This window comes from Klebsiella sp. DY2415 (assembly GCF_026314315.1).
Taxonomy (GTDB): domain Bacteria; phylum Pseudomonadota; class Gammaproteobacteria; order Enterobacterales; family Enterobacteriaceae; genus Klebsiella; species Klebsiella ornithinolytica.
On record NZ_CP111115.1, the window covers coordinates 4,969,758 to 4,995,065 of the forward strand.

Here is a 25,308-nt window from a genome sequence, read left to right on the forward strand (position 1 = left end):
TATGCCTATTATTCAGTCTGTTGAACGAGCCCTGACGATCCTCGACCTGTTTAACGAACAAGCCACGGAACTGAAGATCACCGATATCAGCAAACAGATGGGCCTCAGTAAAAGCACCCTCCATTCGCTGCTCAAAACCTTACAGCTGCACGGCTATATCGATCAGAATCCGGAAAACGACAAATACCGCCTGGGCATGAAGCTGGTTGAACGCGGCCATTTTGTCGTAGGGACGATGGATATTCGCCAGAAGGCGAAAAGCTGGCTGACGGATCTCTCGCAGCGCACCGGGCAGACCACTCACCTCGGCATTCTTGACGGCCACGAAGGCGTCTACATCGAGAAAATCGAAGGCAGGCTCGCCGCTATCGCCTACTCGCGCATCGGCCGTCGGCTCCCCATCCACGCAACGGCGATCGGTAAGGTCCTGATCGCCTGGCTGAGCGAGGCGGAGCAAAATACTCTGCTGGAAGGCTATCAGTACACGCCGTTTACCCCCGCAACGCTGACCTCCCGCGAGGCGCTGCTGGCGGCGCTGGCGCAAACCCGCGCCCAGGGCTATGCGCAGGACAGCGAAGAGAATGAGCAGGGCGTGCGCTGCGTGGCGGTACCGGTGTGGAACCATGAATCGCGGGTCATTGCCGCACTGAGTCTGTCAACGCTCACCTCTCGCGTCGATGAGGCTGAGCTCGCGCGCTATCGCGCCTTGCTGGAAGAGGCCGGGCGCCAGCTATCGAAAGCGCTGGGCTACCCGGCCTGAGGGGTTATCCGACTACCGGCTCATAGCTGAAGTAGTCAAAGTCCGCATAGCAGCCGTCGCCGCTGATATCCTCGCAGTGCAGGCCGACAAAGGCGCCGGTAAAGAACCCGCGCCCGCCGATGTAATCGTCCGACAGCTTCCAGGCGGCATATTCCACCGGCACGGTGTGCCACTGCTCGCCGTCAAACGAGTAGCTGTAGCGATAGACGAGATGGTCGACGTCGACCCGGAGCCATATGCTCTGCGCGGCATCCGGTACCGCGATCGGGTGTTCATGCAGCGGCCACGACGGCACGTTATGATCGAGCTGCAACACCTTAATGGTTCTGCCCTGTCCCTCTTCATAGTCAACGAAGCAGTAGCTCCAGTTTTTGCTGTTGTAATAGCAGGTTAATCCGGCGCTCTGTTGAAAATTCTGCGGGGCAAACTCCATTCGCGTTTCGGCGCGGAAGGCAAAGTGCTGCCAGCGCCGGGCGACGGTGGACTGGGTGAACGTCGAGTTGAGCGAATCGTTGCCGTACAGGCGCAGAAAGCCGGGACGGGCATTCAGCGACCCTAAGGTGTCATCGAAGAGAATACGCAGCGTTTGCAGCTCCGGGTTGAGCGTCGGGCGGTTGAACTCTTCTCGCCAGCGCTCATCAGCCACGACACGACTTTCAGCCATTTGCGGCCCCGGCACGTTTAGCTGCGCGTGTTTGCCCCCTTCCACCGACGGCCAGCCGTCGTGCCAGGCGATGCGCGCGATGCCGGTTTCCCGCCCCAGCGAGCAGTAGCCGCGCCCGCCGGAGGCCAGCAGCGGCACACCGGGCAAGCGCTGCGGACGGCTGGTGAGATAGGCCATATACCATTCGCCGGTGTGGGTCTCCAGCAGCGAACCGTGGCCGCTTTTCTGCAGCGGATTTTCCGGCAGATGCCAGCTGGTCATCAGCGTCCCGTCCGGATGCAGTTCGTACGGCCCGTCGATATTTTTCGCTCTGAGCACCACCACCGCATGTTCATAACTGGTGCCGCCTTCGGCCACCAGCAGATAGTACCAGCCCTCTTTATGGTACAGATGGGCCCCTTCGGTATAGCGCAGCGCCGTGCCGGTAAACAGGGTTTTTCGCGTCTTCGACAGGGTCTGCGTCTGCGGGAAATACTCCCGCAGGACGATCGTACAGTGCGGGTCACTGTGGTGACGCGGCCCCCACGGGCGGTAAATATAATATTTACGCCCGTCCGAATCGTGAAACAGCGACGGGTCAAAGCCGCCGTTACCCATCGCGATCGGTTCACTCCACGGCCCCTCAATAGAGGGGGCGGTGACCAGATAGTTGCGACCGTTTTTCCACGGCGAGTCGACGATTTTCACATCGGTATACAGCAGCCAGAACAGCCCGTCGGCGTAGCTCAGACACGGCGCCCAGATCCCGCCGGAGTCGGGGTTGCCTTTCATATCCAGCATCGACACGCGATCCAGCGGCGTGCTCACCAGCGACCAGTTTTTCAAATCCCGCGAGTGGTAAATCCGCACTCCCGGAAACCACTCGAAGGTGGAGGTGGCGATGTAGTAATCCTCGCCCTGGCGACACATTGACGGATCCGGGTTAAAACCGGTCAGAATCGGGTTAGTTATCGTGTACATATTGCCTCCTGCTTAATGGGATGTCGCGGCAGCGGCAGCAGGGACGCCCTCTTCCTGCGCCGCGCGATGTTGACGTAACTGCTGGCTGATGGCCTCCACCCGGGCATCGGTCAGCTTGTAGAGTGAGAGCATGGTGAACATGCCGATATAGAGCACCACCGGCACCACGCAGAACAGGATTTTGATGGTGGTTAGCACCTCAACCGGCTGCACGCTGCTGCTGGCGGAGTAGTTCACGTAGGCCAGAATCCAGCCCACCACCGCGCCGCCAATGGCCAGGCCAATCTTCAGACTGAACAGGTAGGTGGAAAAAACCAGTCCGTCGAGACGGCGGCCGCTGCGGCTTTCTTCGTAATCCACTACGTCAGAGGCCATCAGCCACTGCAGCGGCGTGGTGGTGTTGAAAACGAACAGGAAGACGATGTTGAGCGCGAAAATCAGCGCGATATAGTCAGCCGGGGTAACGAAAATCAGCAGGCTAATCAGGGAATAGACCACGATAATCCCTTTAAAGGCCTTCACCCGATCGAAGCGCCCGAGCAGGCGCGAAGAGGCCAGCGAACCGAACATGGTGGCGATGCTGCCGTAGAGCAGAAACTGCATCGCCAGCTCCGGGTGGTCCATCACGTATTTCACGAAGTAGAGCGTTGCCCCGCCGCGAACCACGTTGGAGCAGGTCGCCATCATTTTGAAAGCACACATGATTCGCCACTGGGTGTTGCCGAACAGCAGCTTAAGATCTTTCGCCACCGATGCGCCCGGCTGCACGTCGAAGGTATAGCGCTCTCTGGTCGTGAAGAAGCACACATACAGCAGCACGACGCCGGTCAGCCCGAGCACGCACATGGCGCCAAAGTAACCCACCTGCTCGTTGCCTTTGCCAATGATGCTCACCAGCGGCAGCGCAATCCCGCTAATCGCCAGCGATCCCGCGGCCGCGAGGAAAAAACGCCACGACTGCAGGGCATGGCGCTCTTTCGGATCCGCCGTAATCACCCCCGGCATCGCGCAATAGGGGACGTTAACGAAGGTGTAGACCAGCGTCAGCAGAATATAGGTCACGCAGGCATAGATAATTTTGCCCTGCGCGGAAAAGTCCGGCGTGTAGAAGGTCAGCATACAGACGATGCCGAACGGAATGGCGCCCCACAGCAGGAACGGGCGGAACTGGCCGTAGCGGGTACGGGTGCGGTCCACCAGCAGCCCCATCAGCGGATCGGTGACGGCATCCAGCACGCGGGAAACCAAAAACAGCGTGCCCATAATACCGGCGGAGAGGCCAAACACATCGGTGTAGAAATAGGCCAGCAGAAACATCGTCGCCTGCCAGACGAAACCGCACGCGGTATCGCCCAGCCCGTAGCCGATTTTATCTTTCATGGTTAATTGCATATTTATCCCCAACCCCAATGAGTGGAATGGCGCAAACGTCAGGGACCTGAAAAGGGAATACATACCCGCTGCAACGTCAGGAAATCACCCATTATACGTGTGCTTACTGTTCACGTTTTCGTGTTAATAGAGTGTAAGAAGATGTGCATTTTTACGGCAATGGTCATTTTTAATTTATGAATTATGTTTTTTGGTTTTTGTGATTGCCATCGTTATAAAAAAGGGAAGGCCATAATATTTTTTCGTCTTAATTTTTAAATGGTTACAAAAAACAAAAAATAAGCATAATGGTATTTAATGCAGACGCAAAAAAGCCGTCCGCGGACTATTTCCGCAGACGACATTGCAGCTGAATTTAATTAAATACCGAGCGCTTTTTTACCGGCGTTTATAACCTCGATAATTTTATCTGTATCGTATATACAGCCTTTCCATGTCCCGCCGCTGACCGATTGCAGCGCCGCCCACAGGCGGGTATCGTCCGGTAAAAAATCATGGGCGTGCAAATCGGGATGCGGCGTTCTTGCCGCCAACTCTGCCGCCCCCTCTTCCGGCGTCAGCCGCTGGTGCGCCGTACCGATAAAATTGACGTGACCGGTGAGCGCCAGCCTGTCGACGACGATCTCAATCACATCGTCATCGCGCAGCTTGCCGATGGGTCCGCCCGCCAGCGCTTCCGGGGCGACGTGGCCGAAGCAGGCGCCGGTCGACACGCCGGAGAAACGGGCATCGGTGATCAGCGACACCGTCTTCCCCCACGAGACATGTTTCAGCGCCGAGGTGAGCTGATAGGTCTCTTCCATGCCGGTCCCGGACGGCCCGCCGCCGATCACCACCATAATATCGCCCTGCTCGATCTCGCCGTTTTTGATCGCCTTGATCGCCCGGGCTTCCGAAACAAATACCCGCGCCCGTCCGGTGTGGCGATACACGCCGTCGTCATCCACCACCGACGGATCGATCGCCGTGGCTTTGATCACCGAACCTTCCGGCGCAATATTGCCTACCGGGAAGGCCACCGTGGAAGTGAGGCCTTTGGCTTTCGCCCGCGCCGGCGGGAGGATCACATCATCCGGATCGACGCCGTCCTGTTCGCGCAGACACTGCCGGAATTTCTCACGCCGCTCGGAAGTCTGCCACCAGTCGAGGTTTTCTCCCACCGTCTGACCGGTGACCGTCATCGCATCCAGATGCAGCAGACCAAGATCGCGCAGGTGCAGCATCACTTCCGGTACTCCGCCGGCGAGGAAAGCCCGCACCGTGGGGTGGTAGTCCGGCCCGTTCGGCAACACGCTGACCAGACGCGGGACGCTGCGGTTGATCCGCGTCCAGTGTGCAACATCAGGAATGGTGCACCCCGCCGCATGGGCGATGGCGGGAATGTGCAGCAGAAGGTTGGTCGAGCCGCCGAACGCCGCGTGGATAACCATCGCGTTTTCGATCGCCTTATCGGTCAGAATATCGCGCGTGGTAATGCCGCGATTATCCAGCTCACTCACCGCCCGCGCCGACTGGCGAGAGATTTCCAACCAGACGTCCTGCCCCGACGGCGCCAGCGCCGAGTGCGGCAGCGCCAGGCCGAGCGCTTCCGCAACGACCTGCGAGGTCCCCGCCGTGCCCAGGAACTGGCAGCCGCCCCCCGGCGAAGCGCAGGCGCGACAGCCTAATTCCGCCGCTTCCTGCAGCGACAGCTCGTGGTTGGCGTAGCGTGCGCCGATGGTCTGGACTTTACCGGCATCTTCGCCAAAGGTCGGCGGCAGCGTCGCCCCGCCGGGCACCAGAATCGTCGGCAGGTCATGCATTGCCGCCAGGGCGATCATGGTCGCCGGCAGGCCTTTGTCGCAGGTCGCCACGCCGATCACCGCCCGACGCGTCGGCAGCGAGCGGATCAGACGACGAAACACGATCGCCGCATCGTTGCGGTACGGCAGGGAGTCGAACATGCCGTGCGTACCCTGAGAGCGCCCGTCGCACGGGTCGCTGACGAAGGCGGCGAAAGGAATCCCGCCATTGCGGGTAATCTCCCTGGCCGCCGCCTGCATCTGCAGGCCAATTTCCCAGTGGCCGGTGTGGTAACCCAGCGCCACCGGGCGGCCGTCCCCGGCGCGAATCCCACCCTGAGTGCCGATAATCAGCACCTCTTTGCCGGTGAGTTTGTTGGCGTCCCAGCCCATGCCGGCGTTTTGCGTCATCCCGAACAGATTGCCGCTCGGCGACTCCATCAGCATTTGCGGCGTCAGCGGCAGCGCACCCTGCGGGCCGGCAGCATGGGTGATGACCGCATAAAACGCATCATTCTGGGGCGTGAAAATCGTCTCTATTGCCATCTTAATTTTCCGGTTCAGCAGAGTCTGAGCTGTTGTAGTAGCGTTTTGAGCTGCCGCTTTTTCGCCTCGTCCAGCGGAGAGGACGGGGGCAGCACATGCGTGGAGATCGGCCGCCCGCACAGCACGATCGCCTCTTTAATCACATTCACAAACGGCGTATCCAGCTGGTACAGCTGCGGGATTTGCAGCAGCGTCTGATGGTAGCGCGCGGCTTCCGCCAGGTTGCCGTCGCGGAAGGCCTGCAGCAGCTTTACCGAGATCTGCGGGGCAAAGTTACCGCTGGCCGAGATGGCCCCGTCGCCGCCCAGCAGCAGGGTGTTAAACAGGTGGTCATCGTAACCGCACAGCACCGAGAAGTGCGGGTGCGCCGATTTCACCGTCTCAATCATGCTACGCAGATGAGCCACCGAGTCGATGGTGTCTTTGATGCCGACAATATTGCTGCGCGAGTCGGCGAGAGTTTTGACCAACGCGGGCGTCAGATCCTGACCGCTCAATGCCGGGAAGTTATACAGCAGCACCGGCAGCGTGACGCTCTCGGCTACCTGCTGGAAGTAGCGAATCAGGTTGGGCTCAGAGACTTTCCAGTAATAGGGGTTAATGACCACGATCCCGTCGGCGCCGGCCTGCTGCGCGTGCTGGCTGAGTTCGATGGTCTCCCGGGCGTTGGTGCCGCCGGTACCAATCAGTACCGGTACCCGGCGATCGACGTGGGCGATGGCGAAGGCGGCAATGGCTTTGCGCTCATCGGCATTAAGCTGCGAGAACTCCCCGCCGCTGCCGAGGAAGAACAGGCCGTCGACGCCCGCGGCGATCATGTCGTCGATCAGCGCGGCGGTACCCGGTTTATCGAACTGGCCATCGGCGGTAAAAATGGTGGAGACAGGCGGAATAATCCCCGAGAACTGCACGGTTTGCGGCATGAGATCTCCTTGCTGAATCATTTTGTTCTACATTATAGAACAGCGTTCGTTTATTTAACGACCATACTATGTCGCCTGCAAAGAGAAGGTAAATGGGGTGACGGACGTAAGTGCACGTTTTTCAGACTGGATCACAAAATGCTGCAACGCCTTATGCGTGCGACAAACCGGCCTCTCTTGCCCGGGCTACGCACCGACACCCACCGTACCGCGGTAAACATAGCGCCAGCGGGGAGGTTCCCGGGCAGCGGGATAAACCCCTGGCCCGGGCTACGTACCGACACCTACCGTAGCCCCGGTAAACACAGCGCCAGCGGGGAGGTTCCCGGACAGCGGGATAAACCCCTGGCCCGGGCTACGCACCGACCCCAGCCGTAGCCCCGGTAAGCATCGCGCCACCGGGGAGTGTTCCTGGATTACAGAAGGTGAACTGTTCGCTGTGCGGCCCGTTCGGCAGCAGCAGCGCGGTGCGAGGGGGATTATCGGGGGCGTTAACCTGCCATGGACGGGTTTTGTGGTGCGGCCCGTAAAGCGGAAAAAAAGCAGGCCACAACGCTGTGTGGCCTGAAAGTGGATCAACGATTAGATTCCTGCCGTTTCACGAATGTATTTACGCGCTTTGAGGGCGTATTCGAAGGGGTTAGCCAGCGCCGGATCCTGCTCGGCTTCAACCACCATCCAGCCTTTATAGCCGCGATCGTCCAGCAGTTTGAACACCGGACGGAAGTCGATCACGCCATCGCCAGGCACGGTGAAGGTGCCTTTCTTCACGCCATCAAGGAATGACAGCCCCTCACGACGAACCTGCTCAATGACCGACGGGCGCACGTCTTTCAGGTGCACGTGGTTAATACGCGGCAGATATTTCTCGAGGATCGCCAGCATCGGCGCTTCGCCCCCTTCGGAATACCAGGCATGTCCGGTGTCGTACAGCAGGAAGACTTTGTCATCGACCAGCGACATAAATTTGTCGATCTCTTCGGTGGTCTGAATACCGGTTCCCATATGGTGGTGCAGACACACCTGCATGCCCTTCTCGGCGGCCAGGCGCCCCAGCGTGTTGTAGCCTTCGGCGACACGCTGCCACTCTTCCTCGCTGAAGCAAGGTTTTGCCTCGCCGAGAATCGGTTTTTCCAGCCCCTGAATGCTGCCGCTTTGCTCGGAGCAGCCAATCACTTTCGCCCCCATCGCCTGCAGGAAATTCATGTGATTCACAAACTCGTCAATGGTCTTTTCCCGCTGCCCGTTGGCAAAAAAGGTGCTGAACCAGGCATTGCAGATCTGAATGCCGCGAATATCCAGCATCGGCTTGAGCACCGCCGGATCGCGCGGGTATTTGCTGCCCACTTCGCTGCCGCTAAACCCCGCCAGCGCCATTTCGCTGACTATCTGCTGAAAGGTATTTTCGCTGCCCAGTTCAGGCATATCATCGTTGGTCCAGCCAATAGGGGCGATCGCCAGTTTTACATTATCTTTGTTCATAAAAATGCTCCTGTTGCCGCGCTTTAGCGACGCAGCAATTCACGTTCGATGAGTTCACGGGTTTCCACTGCCTGGTATTTCATTTTTTCCGGGTAGCCAAATAGCGAGGCGGCCACAATCGGCGCGCCGCCGACTTTGAAGGTTTGCTCAGCAAAGTTCATTTCGCGCAGCGTGCGGAACAGCGCGTCGAAATCCACGTCCCCCTCGCCAACGCCAACGTGCTGGTGGACCGCGGCATCCACGCCCGGCGGATTAACGATATAGCGGCAGTGCTTTGTATGATTTCGGGTATCGGCAATCAGCACGTGTGAGAGATCGCCGCCGGCATAGCGCAGCATTTTCTCGACCTCACCTTTCCCTTTGTCATAAAAGAAAGTGTGCGGAACGCTGTATACGTACTTCACATTCTCGCTACGGAACGACTTCACGATATCGACGGTTTCGTTATGTTCTTCGCAGAAGTCCCACGGATGCGCCTGAATCTCCACGCGAATACCTTCGCGCTCGAAAATGGGCAGCAGCTCGTCCATCGAGCGATAGAACATCTCTTCACAGATCTCCGGCTGATTCGGATCGCCGGAAAACTCGGTATTGATCACCTGCACACCCATTTCTACCGCCACTTCGATCAACCGTTTCCAGTTTTTTACCGCCGCCTGACGGCGCAGTTCATCCGGACCGGACCAGCGGTAAACGCAGATAAACGAAGAGATCTCCACGCCAGTTTCACGCAGCGCCTGTTTGTACTCGGCAATCACTTCCCGACCGGCGCGCGGGTGTTTGTAGAACGGGTTAATCTGCGGATGGGGCGATTGCTCAATGTACTTGTAACCCCATTCCGCAACCTGGTGGACCATCCGGGTAATCCCGAGATCGCGAATCACATCAACGTCGAAAGCAATTTTCATCGTCGTTACCTGTTCAAAGAAGTTCCGTAAGCGGGAGACGGATTAGCGCTGATAGAACGCCGGGCACTCGGGCAGCGTCACCGCGACCGGTTCGCTGCTCTCCTGCGCCTGCAGGCAAGCATCGGCCGCAACGGAGGCCGCATAGCCGTCCCATGCCGACGGTCCCTGCAGCTGGCCGGCTTTCACATCATTGATAAAGGCCTGCAGCTCCACGTCGTAGGCTTTGATAAAACGATCTTTCCAGTCGGTCAGGATCGCGGTCGACAGGTTGGCGCTTTTACGCATCTGGATTGCAGATGGCTCCGGCAGACGGGCAATCCCCGTTTCCCCGACCACTTCGCACTGGATGTCGTAGCCGTACTGGCAGTTGACGAACACTTCGACGTCGATCAGGGTGCCTTTACGCGTTTCGAAGGAGACGATCTGCGGATCTCTCAGGCGCGGATGGGTGTGAGAGGTCGAGCGCGGGAAACGCACCTGTACCGAACGGTAGTCATCGTTGAGCAGCCAGCGCAGCACGTCCAGCTCGTGGATCAGGGTGTTGGTGATCGCCATGTCGGTGGTGTAGTTCTCGCCGACCGACTGGTTACGGTGCGCGCAATGCAGCATCAGCGGCGCGCCAATATCGCCATCATCAATGACTTTTTTCAGCGCCAGGTAGCCTTCATCGTAAGGGCGCATAAAGCCGACCTGCACCAGGCGGCGGCCCGCTTTCATTTCCGCATCGACAATGCGTCGGCAGCCTTCCGCACTCATCGCCAGCGGCTTCTCGCAGAACACTGGTTTGCCGGCGGCGATCGCCGCGAGGGTATACTCTTCGTGCGTCGGATCCCACGAGGTGACAAGGATAGCGTCGACATCGCCGGAGCGGATAACATCGTGGCCGTCGGTGTAGATTTCCGCCTGCACGCCCGGCAGCGCTACCGCCGCACGTGCGCTCTCCGCATTGATATCCGACACCGCCACCACGGTGGCTCCCTGTAAGACCTGGGTGCAACGACGGATATGTTCTTTACCGATGGCGCCAGCGCCGATGACACCTAATTTGAGTGACATAGTGGTTTTCTCCGTGATTCTGTAGGGTTCAAGGTGAGCGTTCTGTTCTAGTAATCCCGCGCTTCGGCGCGTTTTTCATTAATCATTTCAGCAACTTTGCGAATACGTTCTGACAAGGCCGTTTGGGCGACGCCGACGTTCCACCAGCTGCCGTAGGAATGCACCATGGTCTTCGGCAGCACTTTAATATCAATCAGCGTGCTGATCGTCTCGCGACGCGCGGCATCCAGCGCCTGACGCAGCTCATTCAGGGTGGTGACGCGCCAGGTTTTGCAGCCGTAGCCCGCCGCAATAGTGGCGAAATCGACCGGCACCAGGCCGCCCTGCAGCTGCCCGTTCTCCGCTGAGCGATAGCGAAACTCGGTGCCGAAGCTGCCCATACCGTGGCCAATCTGCAGGTTGTTGATGCAGCCGTTGGCCATATTGTCGAGCAGTACAACGTTGATCTTCGCCCGCTCCTGCAACGAGGTCACCAGCTCAGAGTGCAGCATCATGAAAGAGCCGTCTCCGACCAGGGAATAGACTTCGGTTTGCGGCTGCGCCAGCTTCACGCCCAGCGCGGCATTCACTTCATAGCCCATGCAGGAGTAGCCGTACTCTACGTGATAAGTGTTGGGTGCCCGGTTACGCCAGACGCGCTGCAGATCCCCGGGCAAGCTGCCCGCCGCCGCCACAATCACCGCATCCGCCGGAAGCGTTTCATTGAGTACGCCCAGCACGCTACTCTGGGTCAGCGTGGAGTCGGTTATCTGGCGAAATTCCCGATACACCGACTCGCGATCGAGAGCATCATCGACTTCCGGGACAAAAGCCTTTTCCTGCCAGACGGCCTGATAGACGCGCTGGGTCTCTTTCAGCTGGCGGCTCTGGACGCTGTCGATCTGCGCCCCCCAGCTCGCCTGCCAGCCTTCGCCGGCCAGCGCGCTGTCCAGTGACGTCAGGGCTTCGCGGGCATCGGCCAGCAGCGGAATGCCGTCAAGCTTCCAGGCATCGAAGTTGCTGACGTTCACATTCAGAAAACGCACGCCTGGGTGCTGGAACAGCCATTTTGAGGAGGTGGTGAAATCGCTAAAGCGGGTGCCGATACCGATAACCAAATCGGCCTCTTTCGCCAGCAGGTTGGCGGCCAGGCAGCCGGTTTCACCGACGCCGCCGACGTTCAGCGGATGGGAGGAGACTACCGTCCCTTTCCCGGCCTGGGTTTCCGCGAACGGAATGCCGTAGCGTTCCGCGAAGCGGGACAGCGCTTCCCCGGCACCGGCATATTTCACACCGCCGCCGCATATAATCAGCGGCTTGCGGCTGGCCTTAATGGCCGCGACCGCATCCGCCAGCTGGGCGGCGCTGGCCGGGCGGCGATCGAGACGATGCACGCGGCGCACAAAGAACGACTCCGGGTAATCCCAGGCTTCGCCCTGCACATCCTGCGGCAGACAGAGAGTGACGGCACCGGTTTCCGCCGGATCGGTCAGGACGCGCATCGCATTAATGCAGGCGCTCATCAGCTGTTCCGGACGCGTAATGCGGTCCCAGTATTTGCTGACGGCCCGGAAGGCGTCGTTGGTGCTGATGCTCAGGTCATAGCTCTGCTCAACCTGCTGCAGCACCGGGTCCGGCTGACGGGTAGCAAACACATCGCCGGGCAGCAGCAGCAGAGGAATGCGGTTGGCGGTGGCCGTCGCGGCGGCGGTAATCATATTGGCCGCGCCCGGACCGACGGAAGAGGTGCAGGCGATGATCTGGCGGCGCAGAGACTGGCGGGCAAAACCGGTGGCGACGTGCGCCATGCCTTGTTCGTTACGCCCCTGGAAGACCCGCATGTCGCCGCTGTCTTGTTCCAGCGCCTGGCCCAGCCCCAGCACGTTGCCGTGGCCAAAGATGGCGAAGATACCTTTTACGAATTTATGCTCTTCGCCATCGACGTCGAGAAACTGGTTATCAAGGAACTTCACCAGCGCCTGCGCCATTGTCAGTCTCAGTTTGCCCATCTTGCACAATCCTTATTGTTCAGTATTTGTGTGTGGGTTAGCGCGTTTTCCCCGTGCTACACGCTTGTCACAGCCGCGGGAAATCGTTAACGTCCACTGGAATACTTTTGGATTATAGGCAAACATTTTTTTCATTAAATAGAAATACAGAAAAAATATTTCATTTTGCGAGAGGGATCAAACTCTCTCCCTGTTTCACCCGTTTCACCCAGCCCGGTCACCCCGCCATCGGCCGTTCAAGGCGCGCCGCCGCTTAATTATCCCTTTTAAAATCATGCATAAAGCACTCACCTACTGAACCATACCGCACCAGGCGTCACCCGCGCCCTCGATCCTGTGCAGAATGGGGCCTGGCGCGGCAGAGTGGTAGATCCCTCACACTTTTGGTTTTTTAATTTCGATCTCATTTGCAAATGAAATATTTATTTCTCAAACTAGGGATAACCGTTCACCCTCAGGCTGTGTGTGGAGACCTTGTCGGCATTCCGACCCTTCCGTACAGCAGATATGCAAAAGGAAAACCTAGCTATGAATGCAGCAGTAAAGCGGCTCGACGTCATCTGTATTGGCCGGGTGGCTGTCGACCTCTATGCCCAGCAGATTGGTGCAAGGCTAGAAGATGTTGCCAGTTTCTCTAAATATCTGGGCGGATCTTCCGGCAACGTAGCCTTTGGTACCGCCATTCAGGGATTAAAATCAGCCATGCTGGCGCGCGTCGGCGATGAGCACAATGGTCGTTTTCTACGCGAAACGCTCGCTCGGGCCGGGGTCGACATCGAATACCTGATCACGGATAAACAGCGTCTTACCGCGCTGGTGATGCTGGGCATTAAAGATCAGGAGACCTTCCCGCTCATTTTTTACCGTGATAATTGTGCCGATATGGCGCTGGTGCCTGAGGATATTAACGAAGAGTACATCGCCTCTTCCCGTGCGCTGGCGGTAACGGGCACGCACCTCTCTCATGCCAGCACCCGCGCGGCCGTCCTGAAGGCGCTGGAGTACGCCCGCCGTCACGGTCTGCGCACCGCGCTGGATATCGATTACCGTCCGGTGCTGTGGGGATTGACCTCGCTGGGTGACGGTGAAACGCGTTTCATCGAATCCGGTCCGGTCACCAGCCAGCTTCAGGAAGTGCTCCATCTGTTCGATTTAGTGGTCGGTACAGAAGAGGAGTTCCATATTGCCGGCGGCAGCACCGATACGCTGACGGCGCTGAAAAATGTCCGCCATGCGACTAAAGCGACGCTGGTCTGTAAACGGGGTCCGATGGGCTGCGTGGTGCTGGAAGGCGACATTCCCGATAGCTGGGACAGCATTCCGCTCCAGCAGGGCGTGCGGGTTGACGTACTCAACGTGCTGGGCGCGGGCGATGCCTTTATGTCCGGTCTGCTGCGCGGCTGGCTGAATGATGAAGGCTGGGAGCAGGCGTGTCGCTACGCCAATGCCTGCGGCGCGCTGGTAGTCTCACGCCACGGCTGCGCGCCGGCGATGCCGACCAAAGTCGAGCTGGATGATTATCTGCTGCGGGCGGAATCCGTCCCGCGTCCGGATATCGACGCGCGATTAAACCATTTACACCGCGTCACCAGCCGCCGTCAGCAGTGGCCGGAGCTGTGCATTTTCGCTTTTGATCATCGTAAACAGTTGGCGGATCTGGCCCATGAAACCGGATGCGATCCGGCCTCTATTCCCCAACTCAAGCTGCTGCTGCTGGCTGCCGCCGAAGCGGCCGCCAAAGAGGCGGGGCTGGAACAGCGGAGCGGTATTCTCGCTGACGGCACCTACGGTCAGAGCTCGCTGAATGCCATTACCGGTAAAGGCTGGTGGATTGGTCGCCCTATCGAGCTGCCGGGTTCGCGCCCGCTGCGTCTGGAACACGGCAACATTGGTTCCCAGCTGATCGACTGGCCGCTGGAGCATGTGGTCAAATGCCTGGTCTTCTACCATCCGGCAGATCCGGCACCGCTGCGGGCTGAGCAGGATGCGCTGCTGCTGGAAGTATGGCAGGCCTGCAACAAGTCCGGACACGAGCTGCTGCTGGAGGTGATCCTCCCGGAAAATGGCCCGGATAAAGACGAGCGCCACTACCACACGATGCTGGAACATTTTTACCAGCTTGGCATTCAGCCGGACTGGTGGAAGCTACCGCCGCTCTCCAGCGCCAGCTGGGAGAAGATCGCGGGTCTGATCGCACGCGAAGATCCCTGGTGTCGCGGGATCCTGCTGCTGGGCCTCGATGCGCCGTCAGATCGACTGCGCGCCGGGTTTGCCGAGGCCGCCGGCCACCCGATCATCAAAGGTTTCGCCGTCGGACGTACCATCTTTGGTCAACCTTCACGACGCTGGATGGCGGGCGAACTGAGCGATGAGGCGCTGATTGGCGAGGTGAAACAAAACTACCTGAGGCTCATCGACTACTGGCGTGAAGCCCGCGGTTAACCGCGATAAAACCCGCCCGCACCTCCCGGTGCGGGTTTTTTTTCTGTTTCTTCGTGAAATGAATCGCGTATTTCATCGCAAAAAATGAAAAATTCGCTTCATTTGGTACACTGGAAGTTATATTCCTTTCATTTTCTCAGAGCGCAATCTATGGCCAATAATCCGACCCAACTGACCATCCTGCAGGATGAAATCCGGCGTCGCTACGACACATTAAGCAAACGCTTAAAACAGGTGGCACGCTATATTCTGGATAACAGTAATAGCGTCGCTTTCGATACCGTCGCTTCCATCGCCCAGCAGGCGGATGTCCCGCCATCGACGTTAATCCGTTTCGCCAATGCGTTCGGTTTTAGCGGCTTTAACGAAATGAAGCAGATGTTCAGACAGCATCTGATGGAAGAGACCGCCAACTACACCGAACGCGCGCGCCTGTTCCGCCAGACGACCAACGATGAAACGTCGCCGCCGGAAACGCCAACGGAAATTCTCAATATGTTCACCATGGTGAATACCCAGGCGCTGCAGCAGCTAGCGATGCAGACCTCTGGCGATGATCTCGAGCGCGCGGTCGGCCTGCTGGCGGAGGCGGAGAATATCTATGTGATTGGCCTGCGCCGCTCGTTTAGCGTCGCTTCCTATTTGACCTATGCGCTGCGTCATCTTGATCGTAAAGCGTTCCTGATCGATGGTCTCGGCGGCATGTTCACCGAGCAGCTGAGCCTGGTGGGGCCGAAAGACGTGGTGGTCGCCGTGAGCTTCTCGCCCTACGCGCGTGAAGTGGTCGAGCTGGTTGAACTTGGCGCCCAGCGCAAAGCGCGACAGATTGCAATAACCGACAGCCAGGTCAGTCCGCTCGCGGCCTTCAGCGATGTCTGCTTTGTAGTACGTGAAGCGCAGGTTGACGGTTTCCGCTCCCAGGTGGCCTCTCTGTGCCTGGCCCAGACGCTGGCCGTTTCACTGGCGCTGAACAGCAGCAAAGAACCGCAAACCCAGCAGAACCTCGCCTGACCCTGCCCCCTCTCCCGATGTAGCCCCGGTAAGCGCAGCGCCACCGGGGAATACCTCCGGAAGGCCACCGGGGAACAACAGAAGACAAAAAGGGCCGCTAAGCAAAACTTAGCGGCCCTTTTAACTCTTGCGATCCGTCAGTCGTGACGAGGATAGTCAGGACTATTGATCCACGCGTGGTCCTCTTCCCAGGTAAACAACCACTTGCGCTCCGGCCCGGCCATCACGTTCAGATAATAACTGTCATACCCGGCAATCGTCGCGACCGGATGATAGCCGCGCGGCACCATCACCACATCGTGGTTGTACGGTGCCATGCAGGCATCCAGGCTGCGGTCATCGGTATACACTCGCTGGAGTGCGAAGCCCTGCGGCGGATCGAAACGGTGATAGTAGGTCTCTTCCAGCTGGGTCTCTTTGCCCGGCTGCGCGGTATCGTGTTTATGCGACGGCCAGGAGCTGGTGGCGCCTTCGTCGGTATACACCTCCACCACCAGCAGACAGTCGGCCTGCGCATTATCCGGCAGGATATTGTGCACCAGACGCTGATTACGCCCTTTGCCACGATGCTCAACGCCCACATCCTGCGGACGAATCACCCGCGCCGGCAGCGTACCTTTACCCGGCGCGCTGCACACCGCCAGTTCAAGGTCAGAATCCGCCGTCACTTCCACCTTGTCCTGCGTCGGGACGTACACCGCCCACGGCGGGGTACGTTCAAACGGCGACATGCGCTGTCCCAACCCTGGGAAGTCGGCCTTCGTCGTTTTGACCGACGCCAGCCCGGCAACCAGCACCAGACACAGCTCGCGTTCGCCGCTTTCCAGCGTAATGCTCTGCCCTTTTTTCAGCATCCACACATCAAAACCGATATAGCGCCAGCCGGCGCTTTGCGGCGTGATGTGCTGGATCTGCCCCTCTTTTCGTGATTTAGCCAGTAACGACATGGCGTTCTCCTTCGCCGATTAACCTAAGGTCGGCATGCTGAATTCAGATACGGTTTGCTGCCCTTGCGGCCAACGCACGGTGGCGGTTTTCATGCGGGTGTAGAAGCGCACGCCGTCAGGACCATGGACGTTGAGGGCGCCAAATACCGAGCGCTTCCAGCCGCCGAAGCTGTGGAAAGCCATCGGTACCGGAACCGGCACGTTCACCCCGACCATCCCGGCCTGGACATCATGCACGAATTCACGGGCAGTGTGTCCATTGCTGGTGAAGACGGCGCTGCCGTTGCCAAATTCGTGGCTGTTCACCAGCTCCAGCGCGCTGTGATAGTCCGCCACGCGGACAATACCCAGTACCGGTCCAAAAATCTCTTCCCGCCAGATGGTCATATCCGGCGTCACGTTGTCGAACAGCGTACCGCCGACATAGTACCCGTCATCATAGCCTGACACGCGCAGCTTACGCCCGTCGACAACCAGTTTCGCCCCTTCGCTGGCGCCTTTATCGATATAGCCCAGCACTTTCTTCTGATGGGTATCGGAAACCACCGGGCCCATTTCGTTCTCTTCTTTGCCGCGCATACATCCCGGCCCGACTTTCAGCGCTTCCACCAGCGGCTTCAGACGTGCAATCAGCTTATCCGCCGTTTCATCGCCCACCGCGACCACGACCGGCAGCGCCATGCAGCGCTCGCCCGCAGAACCAAACGCCCCACCCATAATCGCATTCACCGTGGCATCCAGATCCGCATCCGGCATCACAATCGCGTGGTTTTTCGCTGCGCCAAAGGCCTGCACGCGTTTGCCGTGGGCGCTGGCAGTTTTGTAGATATATTCGGCAACACCGGAAGAGCCCACGAAGCTGACCGCCGCAATACGCGGATCGGTATACAGCTGCTCGGCATCGTCGTTGCTGCAGTGCACAACGTTAAAGACGCCATCCGGCAGGCCTGCTTCCTTCAGCAGTTCAGCCAGGCGTACCGCGGCCGTCGGGGCCAGCGCCGGTGGCTTGAGGACGAAGCTGTTGCCGCAGGCCAGCGCCAGCGGGAACATCCACATCGGCACCATCGCCGGGAAGTTAAACGGCGTAATCCCCGCCACAACACCCAGCGGCTGCATCAGCGAATAGCTGTCCACGCCGGTGCCGACATCAGAGGAGTATTCACCTTTAATCAGATGTGGAATACCGCAAGCAAATTCAACCACTTCCAGACCACGTGTCAGCTCGCCCAGTGCGTCCGACCAGACTTTACCGTGCTCGCTAACGATGATTCCCGCCAGTTCTTCAGCATGTTGCTCAAGCAGCATTTTAAAGTTGAACAGGACGCGGGCGCGGCGTAGCGGCGTGGTGCGCGACCAGCTTTCAAACGCATCACGGGCAACCTGAATGGCATCAGAGACTTCCTGAGCGGTCGACAAAGTGACTTCGCGCACCACCTTGCCCGTCGCCGGGTCATACACCGGCATCGTTTCATTGCTGCTGCTGGTGACGGTTTTCCCGCCAATAAAGTTTCCTGTGATCGTCATCTTCTCGCCTCATGATGTGGGAAGGCCAACGCTGCGGCCCCGTTCCGATTTTGCTGTGCTATAACCGTAGTAAAATGAAACTTATATTTCAATGTTGACGTAGAATGAAATTCTATTTTGGTGATGACCGTCGCATTTCCCGGCCGCGGTGCGCGAGTTTCGTCAAGAAAGCGCCCCCGATAAGATTCAGCTGCGACGCCATCTGTACCCGATGTGACTTAGAGCGGGAAAGTACGATTATTTGCGAAGCAGCTCAAAGATCCACCATTTCATCCATTGCCAATTATGAAATAAATGTTTTGACTTACAGTCGATCGAATAAACCCAATCTATCGTCATTCAGGAGAGCCACATGGCTATCGCACTGCAACGTTTCTGTCTTAATCGCAAGATCGCCCCATCCCTGAGCATCGAGGCCTTTTTCCGTCTGGTGAACAGTCTTGGGCTGAATAAAGTCGAGCTGCGTAATGATTTGCCCACAGGCAAAGTGACCGACGATCTGAGTCATCAGCAGGTGCGCGAGCTGGCCGACCGCTACCATATTGAGATTTTGACCATCAATGCGGTATACCCATTTAACCGCCGCACGGAGCAGGTTCGCGGCCTGGCCGAATCTTTGTTGCAAGAGGCCAGAGCCATTGGCGCCAAATCGCTGGTCCTGTGTCCGCTCAACGATGGCAGCGAGGTGCCGGCCAGCGAAACCCTGAGTGCGCTGCGCGATCTGTCGCCGCTGTTTTCGTTTTACGGCGTGCGGGGCCTGGTTGAACCGCTGGGTTTCCCGCAGAGCTCACTGCGATCTGCGGCACAGGCGCAGACGCTCATCCGCGATGCGAAGGTACCGTTTAAGCTACTGATTGATACCTTCCACCACCATCTCTATCCGCAGGCGGATGCCGAGTTTAGCCAGGTGGATATCGCTGACATCGGGCTGGTGCACCTTTCCGGCGTGGAAGACGCCCGCCCACGGGAAAACCTGACCGACGACGAACGAATCATGCTGACGGAAAAAGATCGGCTGCAAACCTGTGAGCAAATCAAACACCTTGAAGCCCGGGGTTATCAGGGGGTGTATGCGTTCGAACCGTTTGCGCCGGAGCTGGCATCCTGGAGCGAAGAGGATATCCGCCGCGAGACGGAACGGAGCATCGCGCTCATTCAACGCCATTGCGCCTGAGAGAAATCAACGTCACGCCAGGCGAATATAGCGATTTCTCACATCGGTTTACGGCCAGTTTGCCTATAATCGACGCAGGATAAATGGAGGAATCGATCATGAGCGCACCCCTGCTGATTGCCCGCACGCGGGAAAAACAGCTGCATTTACTGCCGGGAATGGCTAACCGTCACGGCCTGATTACCGGTGCGACCGGCACCGGTAAAACCGTCACCCTGCAAAAGCTGGCGGAGTCTTTTTCAGAAATCGGCGTGCCGGTCTTTATGGCCGATGTGAAGGGCGACCTGACCGGGATCGCCGCAGCGGGCCAAAATTCGGAGAAACTGCAGGCGCGGCTGGAAAAAATCGGCGTCACCGACTGGCAGCCCCACGCTAACCCGGTGGTGACATGGGATATTTTCGGCGAGAAAGGCCACCCGGTCCGGGCGACGGTGTCCGATCTCGGGCCGCTGCTCTTGTCACGATTACTGAATCTCAACGAAGTCCAGTCCGGGGTGCTGAATATTATCTTCCGCATCGCCGATGACCGCGGTCTGCTGCTCCTCGACTTTAAGGATTTGCGCGCCATCACCCGGTATATCGGCGACAACGCCAAAGCTTTTCAAAACCAGTATGGCAACATCAGCAGCGCCTCGGTCGGCGCCATCCAGCGCGGCCTGCTGACTCTGGAACAGCAAGGAGCGGAGCACTTTTTCGGCGAGCCGATGCTCGACATCCAGGACTGGATGCGTCTCGACGAGAACGGCAAAGGGGTGATTAATATCCTCAGCGCCGAAAAGCTGTATCAGATGCCGAAACTCTACGCCGCCAGCCTGCTGTGGATGCTCTCGGAGCTCTACGAGCGCCTGCCGGAAGCCGGAGATCTGGAAAAGCCGAAGCTGGTCTTTTTCTTCGATGAAGCGCATCTGCTGTTTAACGATGCGCCTCAGGTGCTGCTGGATAAAATCGAGCAAGTTATCCGCCTGATTCGTTCCAAAGCCGTGGGGGTTTACTTCGTGTCGCAGAACCCGTCGGATATTCCCGATGCGGTTCTCGGCCAGTTGGGCAACCGCGTTCAGCACGCCCTGCGCGCCTTTACACCAAAAGATCAGAAAGCGGTGAAAACCGCGGCGCAGACCATGCGCGCCAACCCGGCTTTCAGCACCGAACAGGCCATCCAGGAGCTGGGCACCGGTGAAGCGCTGATCTCCTTCCTCGATGAAAAAGGCAGCCCTTCGGTGGTCGAGCGCGCGATGGTAATTGCCCCCTGCTCACGAATGGGGCCGGTGACCGATGATGAACGCAACGGGCTCATCAATCACTCCCCGCTGTATGGCAAATATGAGGATGAAGTGGATCGGGAGTCCGCCTTCGAGAAATTGCAGCAGGGCGTGCAGGCCACCGCCGAACAGCAAAATGCGCCGCCGGCAAAAGGGGCCACCGCTGACCTCGACGACGGCATTTTAGGCGGCCTGAAAGATATTCTGTTCGGCACGACCGGCCCGCGCGGCGGCAAGCGCGACGGTCTGGTACAAACGGCAGCGAAAAGCGCCACGCGGCAAATCACCAATCAGATTGTGCGTGGCATGCTCGGAAGTTTGCTGGGCGGCAGACGGCGCTAGTCAGACGCACACCGCTGCCGGGGCGATAAGGGTGCCTTTTTCGCCCCGCAGGATGGCTGGGGCATCGCGCAGCGCGCCGATGTACGCCGGGTGACCTGTCATCTCCACAAACTGGATCGCGGCTTCCGCTTTCGGCCCCATTGCACCATCCGGTACGGCCAGCGGCCGAAGATCGTCCACGGTGGCCGTGCGCAATGCGCGCGCCTTCGGGGTACCCCAGTCAAGATAAACAGCGTCAGCCTCGGTGAGGATCAGCAGCGCTTCAGCCTGCAGCGACTGAGCCAAAACCGACGCCGCCAGATCTTTATCCACCACCGCCTCCATGCCCTGATAACTGCCGTTTTCCTCCACCACCGGCGTGCCGCCGCCGCCCGCACAAATCACCACGTTGCCGTCGGCCAGCAGCTGACTAATGGCCTGCCGCTCAAGGATTTTCTGTGGTCTTGGCGACGGCACGACCCGGCGAACATAGTCGCCGTCTTTTTTCATCTGCCAGCCATAGCGGGCCTCCAGCGCACTTTGCTCCTCCGCAGCCCACACCGGACCGATATATTTCCCGGGCTGGCGAAACGCCGGGTCGGCGGCGTCCACTTCCACTCGGGTCAACAGGGTGACGACCGGTGGGATCCCGGCCCGGCTGCCCAGCACCTGAGCAATCATGTAGCCCAGCATCCCCTGGGTCTCGGCCACCAGCACATCCAGCGGCCACGCCGGGCTGTCGCTGTAAGCCTGATTTTGCAATGCCAGCAGCCCCACCTGCGGGCCATTACCATGCACAATCACCACCTGATACTCCTGGCTCAGACTGGCCACCACATCGGCAATTTGCGCAATATTACGGTACTGATTTTCGGCGCTTAACGCTTCACCGCGTGCCAGCAGAGCATTCCCCCCCAGCGCAATGACGATGGTCTTTTTCATGTTATTCTCCGGTTAATAATATTGCCTGAAAACATAACGAAATAATCATCATAAAATGTGAGCAATATCATTATTGACCGACTCGAAAGAACAATTTAAAAATTAAACCTCAGTCCACCATGGTTATTAAATTAATTCTAACAATGGCTTCTTTTAAATATTTTTAATAATCCAGACGGCGTGAAGAAAAAAAATCTCACAATCAGGCGAGTGTGATCTGCTTCACCAGAATACCCCTGCTTCTACTGTAGGTTTAGCCACAGAACACCCGCCGGGACTGGCGGCGGCAACATTATCTACAGGAGACAAACCATGTCTGCACAACTCAACGATGCGGTGGCCCCGCACAAAAGAGGGATCCCCGCCTGGTGGGTGACCATCTTTTTATTCTGGCTCGGCTGGATATTTATGTATGCCGACCGCACGGTATTAAACCCGGTCATGGGGGAACTGGAAAAAGAATTTGGTTTATCAGGCACCCAGCTCGGATTAATGAATTCGGTCTTTTATTTCTCTTACGCTTTATTACAGGTTCCGGCCGGGATCCTCGGAGATAAAATAGGCAAGAAAAAAGTCCTTATTCCTGGATTTTTACTGTTCGGGGCCTTTACCGCCGTCACCGGCTGGGCCAAAAGCTGGAGCACCCTGCTGTTCGCCAGGGTCGTCACCGGCGCTGGCGAAGGCACCTACTACGGCCCGCAGTACGGCCTCTCCTCAGAGCAAATCCCCAAAAAATACCGTTCGCTCGGCAGCGCCATCATCAACAGCGGCATGGCTTTTGGTATTGCGCTGGGGCTGATGGCCTCCAGCTGGCTGGTGTATGACCAGGGCTACAGCTGGCGTACGCCGTTCTTTGTCATGTCGATCCCTACTCTGCTGACCGGGATGGCTATCTGGCTGTTTGTCAAAGAGAAAAAGCGCCAGCCCGTCGAGGCAGGCGGGGTGGCGAAACCGAAAAGCAAATTCACCGATTTGTTCAAAAACCGCAATCTGCTGCTGGTCTATCTGATGGTGTTTTGCAGCCTGTTTGGCTTCTTCGTGATCCTCACCTGGCTGCCCTATTACCTGCAAAGCGAGCGCGGCATTGCGGGCAGCGAAACCGGCTTTATCACCTCGCTGGTCGCCTGGATCTCAATCCCTGGCGCGCTGCTCTTCTCCTCGCTCTCCGACCGTCTGGGTAAACGTAAGCCGCTGATTCTGGTACTGGTGCCGGTGGCCATTCTCAGCATGCTCTCCATCATCTGGATGCCGAATATGACCGGGGTAATCGTCGCCCTGTGCGTTTACGGCCTGGTCGGCAAGCTGGCGCTGGATCCGGTTCTGGTGGCGCTGGTCGCCGACAGCGTCGATGAGAACAACTACAGCTCCGCCTTCGGCCTGTTCAATTTTATCGGTATGAGCTCCTCCATACTGGCTCCGGTGATTGCCGGCGCCGCTCGCGATATGACCGGCAGTCTTGCCTCCAGCTTCTACGTCTCCGCGGCGTTACTGGTCGTGGGTCTGGTCGGCATGCTGTTCCTGAAAGAGAAGAAATAACCCGAGGTTTGTGATGATTTACGCATTCGTAAAAAAAGGCAGTTTTCAGGACTCCGTCAGCCTGATGCTTATCTCCCGTAAGCTGAGCGCCATTGACGATGTCGAAGAAGTCTCGGTGATGATGGGCACCCCCGCTAACAAAGCGCTGCTGGAGTCGACGGGCTTCTGGCATGAAGAATTTGCCCAGGCAACGCCGAACGATATCTGCGCGGCAATCCGCACCCGTCAGCCGGTCGCCGATATTCTCACCCTGATCCAGCAGCGGCTGGACGCCGAGCTAAACGCCATTGCCCAGGGGCAAAGCAGCGGCCTGCGTCTGCAAAAGGCGCGCCGCTGGGAGAGCGCCTGCGCGAAGCTGCCGGAGGCAAACCTGGTGCTGATCTCCGTCGCCGGGGAGTACGCGGCGGGCGTGGCCCGTCAGGGGCTGGAGAGCGGTAAAAATGTGATGCTGTTTTCTGACAACGTGCCGCTGGAGCAGGAGCGGGCCCTGAAACAATACGCCCGCGAGCGCGGTCTGCTGGTGATGGGGCCCGACTGCGGCACCGCCGCCATCGCCGGAGCGCCGCTGGCCTTCGCCAACATTCTGCCTGCGGGCTGTATCGGGGTGATTGGCGCTTCGGGCACCGGCATCCAGGAGCTGACCTCACAGGTAGCGCTGCTCGGCCAGGGCGTGACTCATGCGATGGGTTTAGGGGGACGCGATCTGAATCAGCAGATCGGGGGCCTCAGCGCCCTGACGGCGCTGGAGATGCTGGCGGCAGACGAGCAAAGCAAGGTGATCGCTTTCGTCTCCAAGCCCCCTGCTGAATCAGTCAGGCAGACCATTATCAGCGCCATGAAAAAGCTGTCTAAGCCCGTCGTCGCCTTGTTTCTCGGCAGCAAACCCGCCCGGGCGCAGGAGGGCAATATCTGGTTCGCCAGCTCACTGGCTGAAGCCGCGCGCCTGGCCGCTATGCTGGCGAGCGTCGAGCAGATAGCGGCTTCGCAGGCACCACAACGTGGTAAGCAGATCCTTGGCCTGTATGCAGGCGGTACGCTCGCCGCTGAGGCGGCGATGTTACTGGCGGAGCATCTGGGGGTGGAAACCGATGCTCATCACCCGGACGGCGTGATGCTGGAAGCCCAGGGTCATCGCCTGATCGATCTTGGCGACGACGCCTGGACGGTGGGACGCCCGCACCCGATGATCGACCCAACCACCCGTTCTCTGGAGATCGAGAAACTCAGCCAGCAGCCGGAAACCGGGGTGCTGCTGGTAGACATCGTGCTCGGCTATGGCGCCTGTGACGATCCGGCGGGCGCGCTGCTGGAGGCCATTAACACCGTCCGCAGCGCCCGTGGCCCTGAGCAACCGCTGACGGTTATCGCCACCGTCACCGGCACCGAACAGGATCCCCAGCCTCGCTCCCAACAAATCGACGCCCTGCTCAACGGCGACGTCATCGTAATGAACACCTTGCAGGAGGCGGTGCTGCTGGCGCATTACCTGGTGGCTCCCCGTCAACACCCGGCGCCTGTCGCTCTCCCGGCGCTGCTCAACGGCGTGCAGGTGATCAACGTTGGCCTGCGCAGCTTTGCCCGTGATTTGCAGCAGGCCGGTTGCCCGGTGGTGCATTTCCAGTGGGCACCGATAGCCGGCGGCAATCCGCATCTGGCGGCCCTGCTTAAGCAACTGAACTTTTGACTCTATTT

Annotated in this window: 18 protein-coding genes; 7 read left to right on the top strand and 11 right to left on the bottom strand. The window is 58.6% G+C overall.

The window, feature by feature from the left end; genetic code table 11:
* Position 1: 1 nt before the first annotated feature.
* Positions 2 to 760 (top strand): IclR family transcriptional regulator, encoded by a 759-nt coding sequence (locus OQV00_RS23570; RefSeq protein ID WP_004857393.1) that lies wholly within the window; start codon positions 2 to 4, stop codon positions 758 to 760.
* A gap of 4 nt (positions 761 to 764) precedes the next feature.
* Here OQV00_RS23570 and OQV00_RS23575 read toward each other — a convergent pair whose 3' ends face one another.
* The 8 genes from OQV00_RS23575 to iolD all read right to left on the bottom strand — a co-directional run bounded on the left by OQV00_RS23575 (position 765) and on the right by iolD (position 12,460).
* The gene (locus tag OQV00_RS23575; protein ID WP_266279515.1) at positions 765 to 2,384 is read right to left on the bottom strand and encodes a glycoside hydrolase family 43 protein; all 1,620 of its coding nucleotides are present in this window, start codon (positions 2,382 to 2,384) and stop codon (positions 765 to 767) included.
* Positions 2,385 to 2,396: 12 nt separating this feature from the next.
* A complete protein-coding gene (locus tag OQV00_RS23580) occupies positions 2,397 to 3,776 on the bottom strand; it encodes a glycoside-pentoside-hexuronide (GPH):cation symporter (protein ID WP_004857385.1) in 1,380 nt (459 codons plus the stop codon).
* Between the two features lie 359 nt (positions 3,777 to 4,135).
* Positions 4,136 to 6,103 (bottom strand): YjhG/YagF family D-xylonate dehydratase, encoded by a 1,968-nt coding sequence (locus tag OQV00_RS23585; protein ID WP_004857383.1) that lies wholly within the window; start codon positions 6,101 to 6,103, stop codon positions 4,136 to 4,138.
* Positions 6,104 to 6,117: 14 nt separating this feature from the next.
* Entirely contained in the window at positions 6,118 to 7,026 is a 909-nt protein-coding gene (locus OQV00_RS23590) for a dihydrodipicolinate synthase family protein (RefSeq protein WP_015585290.1), read from the bottom strand.
* A 582-nt stretch (positions 7,027 to 7,608) separates the two neighbouring features.
* Positions 7,609 to 8,508 carry a myo-inosose-2 dehydratase gene (gene iolE / locus OQV00_RS23595; RefSeq protein ID WP_004857371.1) on the bottom strand — a complete coding sequence of 300 codons (900 nt, stop codon included), beginning with the start codon at positions 8,506 to 8,508 and terminating at the stop codon, positions 7,609 to 7,611.
* Between the two features lie 23 nt (positions 8,509 to 8,531).
* Entirely contained in the window at positions 8,532 to 9,416 is an 885-nt protein-coding gene (locus tag OQV00_RS23600; protein ID WP_004857366.1) for a sugar phosphate isomerase/epimerase family protein, read from the bottom strand.
* Positions 9,417 to 9,458: 42 nt separating this feature from the next.
* Positions 9,459 to 10,472 (bottom strand): bifunctional inositol 2-dehydrogenase/D-chiro-inositol 1-dehydrogenase, encoded by a 1,014-nt coding sequence (iolG, locus tag OQV00_RS23605; RefSeq protein WP_004857363.1) that lies wholly within the window; start codon positions 10,470 to 10,472, stop codon positions 9,459 to 9,461.
* 47 nt (positions 10,473 to 10,519) lie between these two features.
* A complete protein-coding gene (gene iolD / locus OQV00_RS23610) occupies positions 10,520 to 12,460 on the bottom strand; it encodes a 3D-(3,5/4)-trihydroxycyclohexane-1,2-dione acylhydrolase (decyclizing) (RefSeq protein WP_004857359.1) in 1,941 nt (646 codons plus the stop codon).
* 528 nt (positions 12,461 to 12,988) lie between these two features.
* Here iolD and OQV00_RS23615 point away from each other — a divergent pair.
* Both OQV00_RS23615 and OQV00_RS23620 read left to right on the top strand, forming a co-directional pair.
* Positions 12,989 to 14,902 carry a bifunctional 5-dehydro-2-deoxygluconokinase/5-dehydro-2-deoxyphosphogluconate aldolase gene (locus tag OQV00_RS23615; RefSeq protein WP_104895719.1) on the top strand — a complete coding sequence of 638 codons (1,914 nt, stop codon included), beginning with the start codon at positions 12,989 to 12,991 and terminating at the stop codon, positions 14,900 to 14,902.
* A gap of 150 nt (positions 14,903 to 15,052) precedes the next feature.
* Positions 15,053 to 15,913 carry a MurR/RpiR family transcriptional regulator gene (locus tag OQV00_RS23620; protein WP_004857352.1) on the top strand — a complete coding sequence of 287 codons (861 nt, stop codon included), beginning with the start codon at positions 15,053 to 15,055 and terminating at the stop codon, positions 15,911 to 15,913.
* 137 nt (positions 15,914 to 16,050) lie between these two features.
* Here the strand turns inward: OQV00_RS23620 and iolB are convergent, their stop codons facing one another.
* Both iolB and OQV00_RS23630 read right to left on the bottom strand, forming a co-directional pair.
* A complete protein-coding gene (gene iolB, locus OQV00_RS23625; protein ID WP_015585291.1) occupies positions 16,051 to 16,860 on the bottom strand; it encodes a 5-deoxy-glucuronate isomerase in 810 nt (269 codons plus the stop codon).
* Positions 16,861 to 16,878: 18 nt separating this feature from the next.
* Positions 16,879 to 18,384, bottom strand: a complete 1,506-nt coding sequence (locus OQV00_RS23630; protein WP_004857345.1) for a CoA-acylating methylmalonate-semialdehyde dehydrogenase — start codon at positions 18,382 to 18,384, stop codon at positions 16,879 to 16,881.
* A 352-nt stretch (positions 18,385 to 18,736) separates the two neighbouring features.
* On the opposite strand from OQV00_RS23630, the gene OQV00_RS23635 reads away from it, so the two are divergent.
* Both OQV00_RS23635 and OQV00_RS23640 read left to right on the top strand, forming a co-directional pair.
* Positions 18,737 to 19,558 (top strand): TIM barrel protein, encoded by an 822-nt coding sequence (locus OQV00_RS23635; protein ID WP_075808934.1) that lies wholly within the window; start codon positions 18,737 to 18,739, stop codon positions 19,556 to 19,558.
* 98 nt (positions 19,559 to 19,656) lie between these two features.
* Complete coding sequence (locus OQV00_RS23640) at positions 19,657 to 21,159, top strand: helicase HerA-like C-terminal domain-containing protein (RefSeq protein WP_004857337.1); 1,503 nt, start codon at positions 19,657 to 19,659, stop codon at positions 21,157 to 21,159.
* On the opposite strand, the gene OQV00_RS23645 is transcribed toward OQV00_RS23640, so the two are convergent.
* Positions 21,160 to 22,080, bottom strand: a complete 921-nt coding sequence (locus tag OQV00_RS23645) for a carbamate kinase (RefSeq protein ID WP_032718605.1) — start codon at positions 22,078 to 22,080, stop codon at positions 21,160 to 21,162.
* A 312-nt stretch (positions 22,081 to 22,392) separates the two neighbouring features.
* On the opposite strand from OQV00_RS23645, the gene OQV00_RS23650 reads away from it, so the two are divergent.
* Entirely contained in the window at positions 22,393 to 23,616 is a 1,224-nt protein-coding gene (locus OQV00_RS23650) for an MFS transporter (protein ID WP_065905708.1), read from the top strand.
* A 13-nt stretch (positions 23,617 to 23,629) separates the two neighbouring features.
* Entirely contained in the window at positions 23,630 to 25,300 is a 1,671-nt protein-coding gene (fdrA, locus tag OQV00_RS23655; protein ID WP_044348384.1) for an acyl-CoA synthetase FdrA, read from the top strand.
* Positions 25,301 to 25,308: the final 8 nt, after the last annotated feature.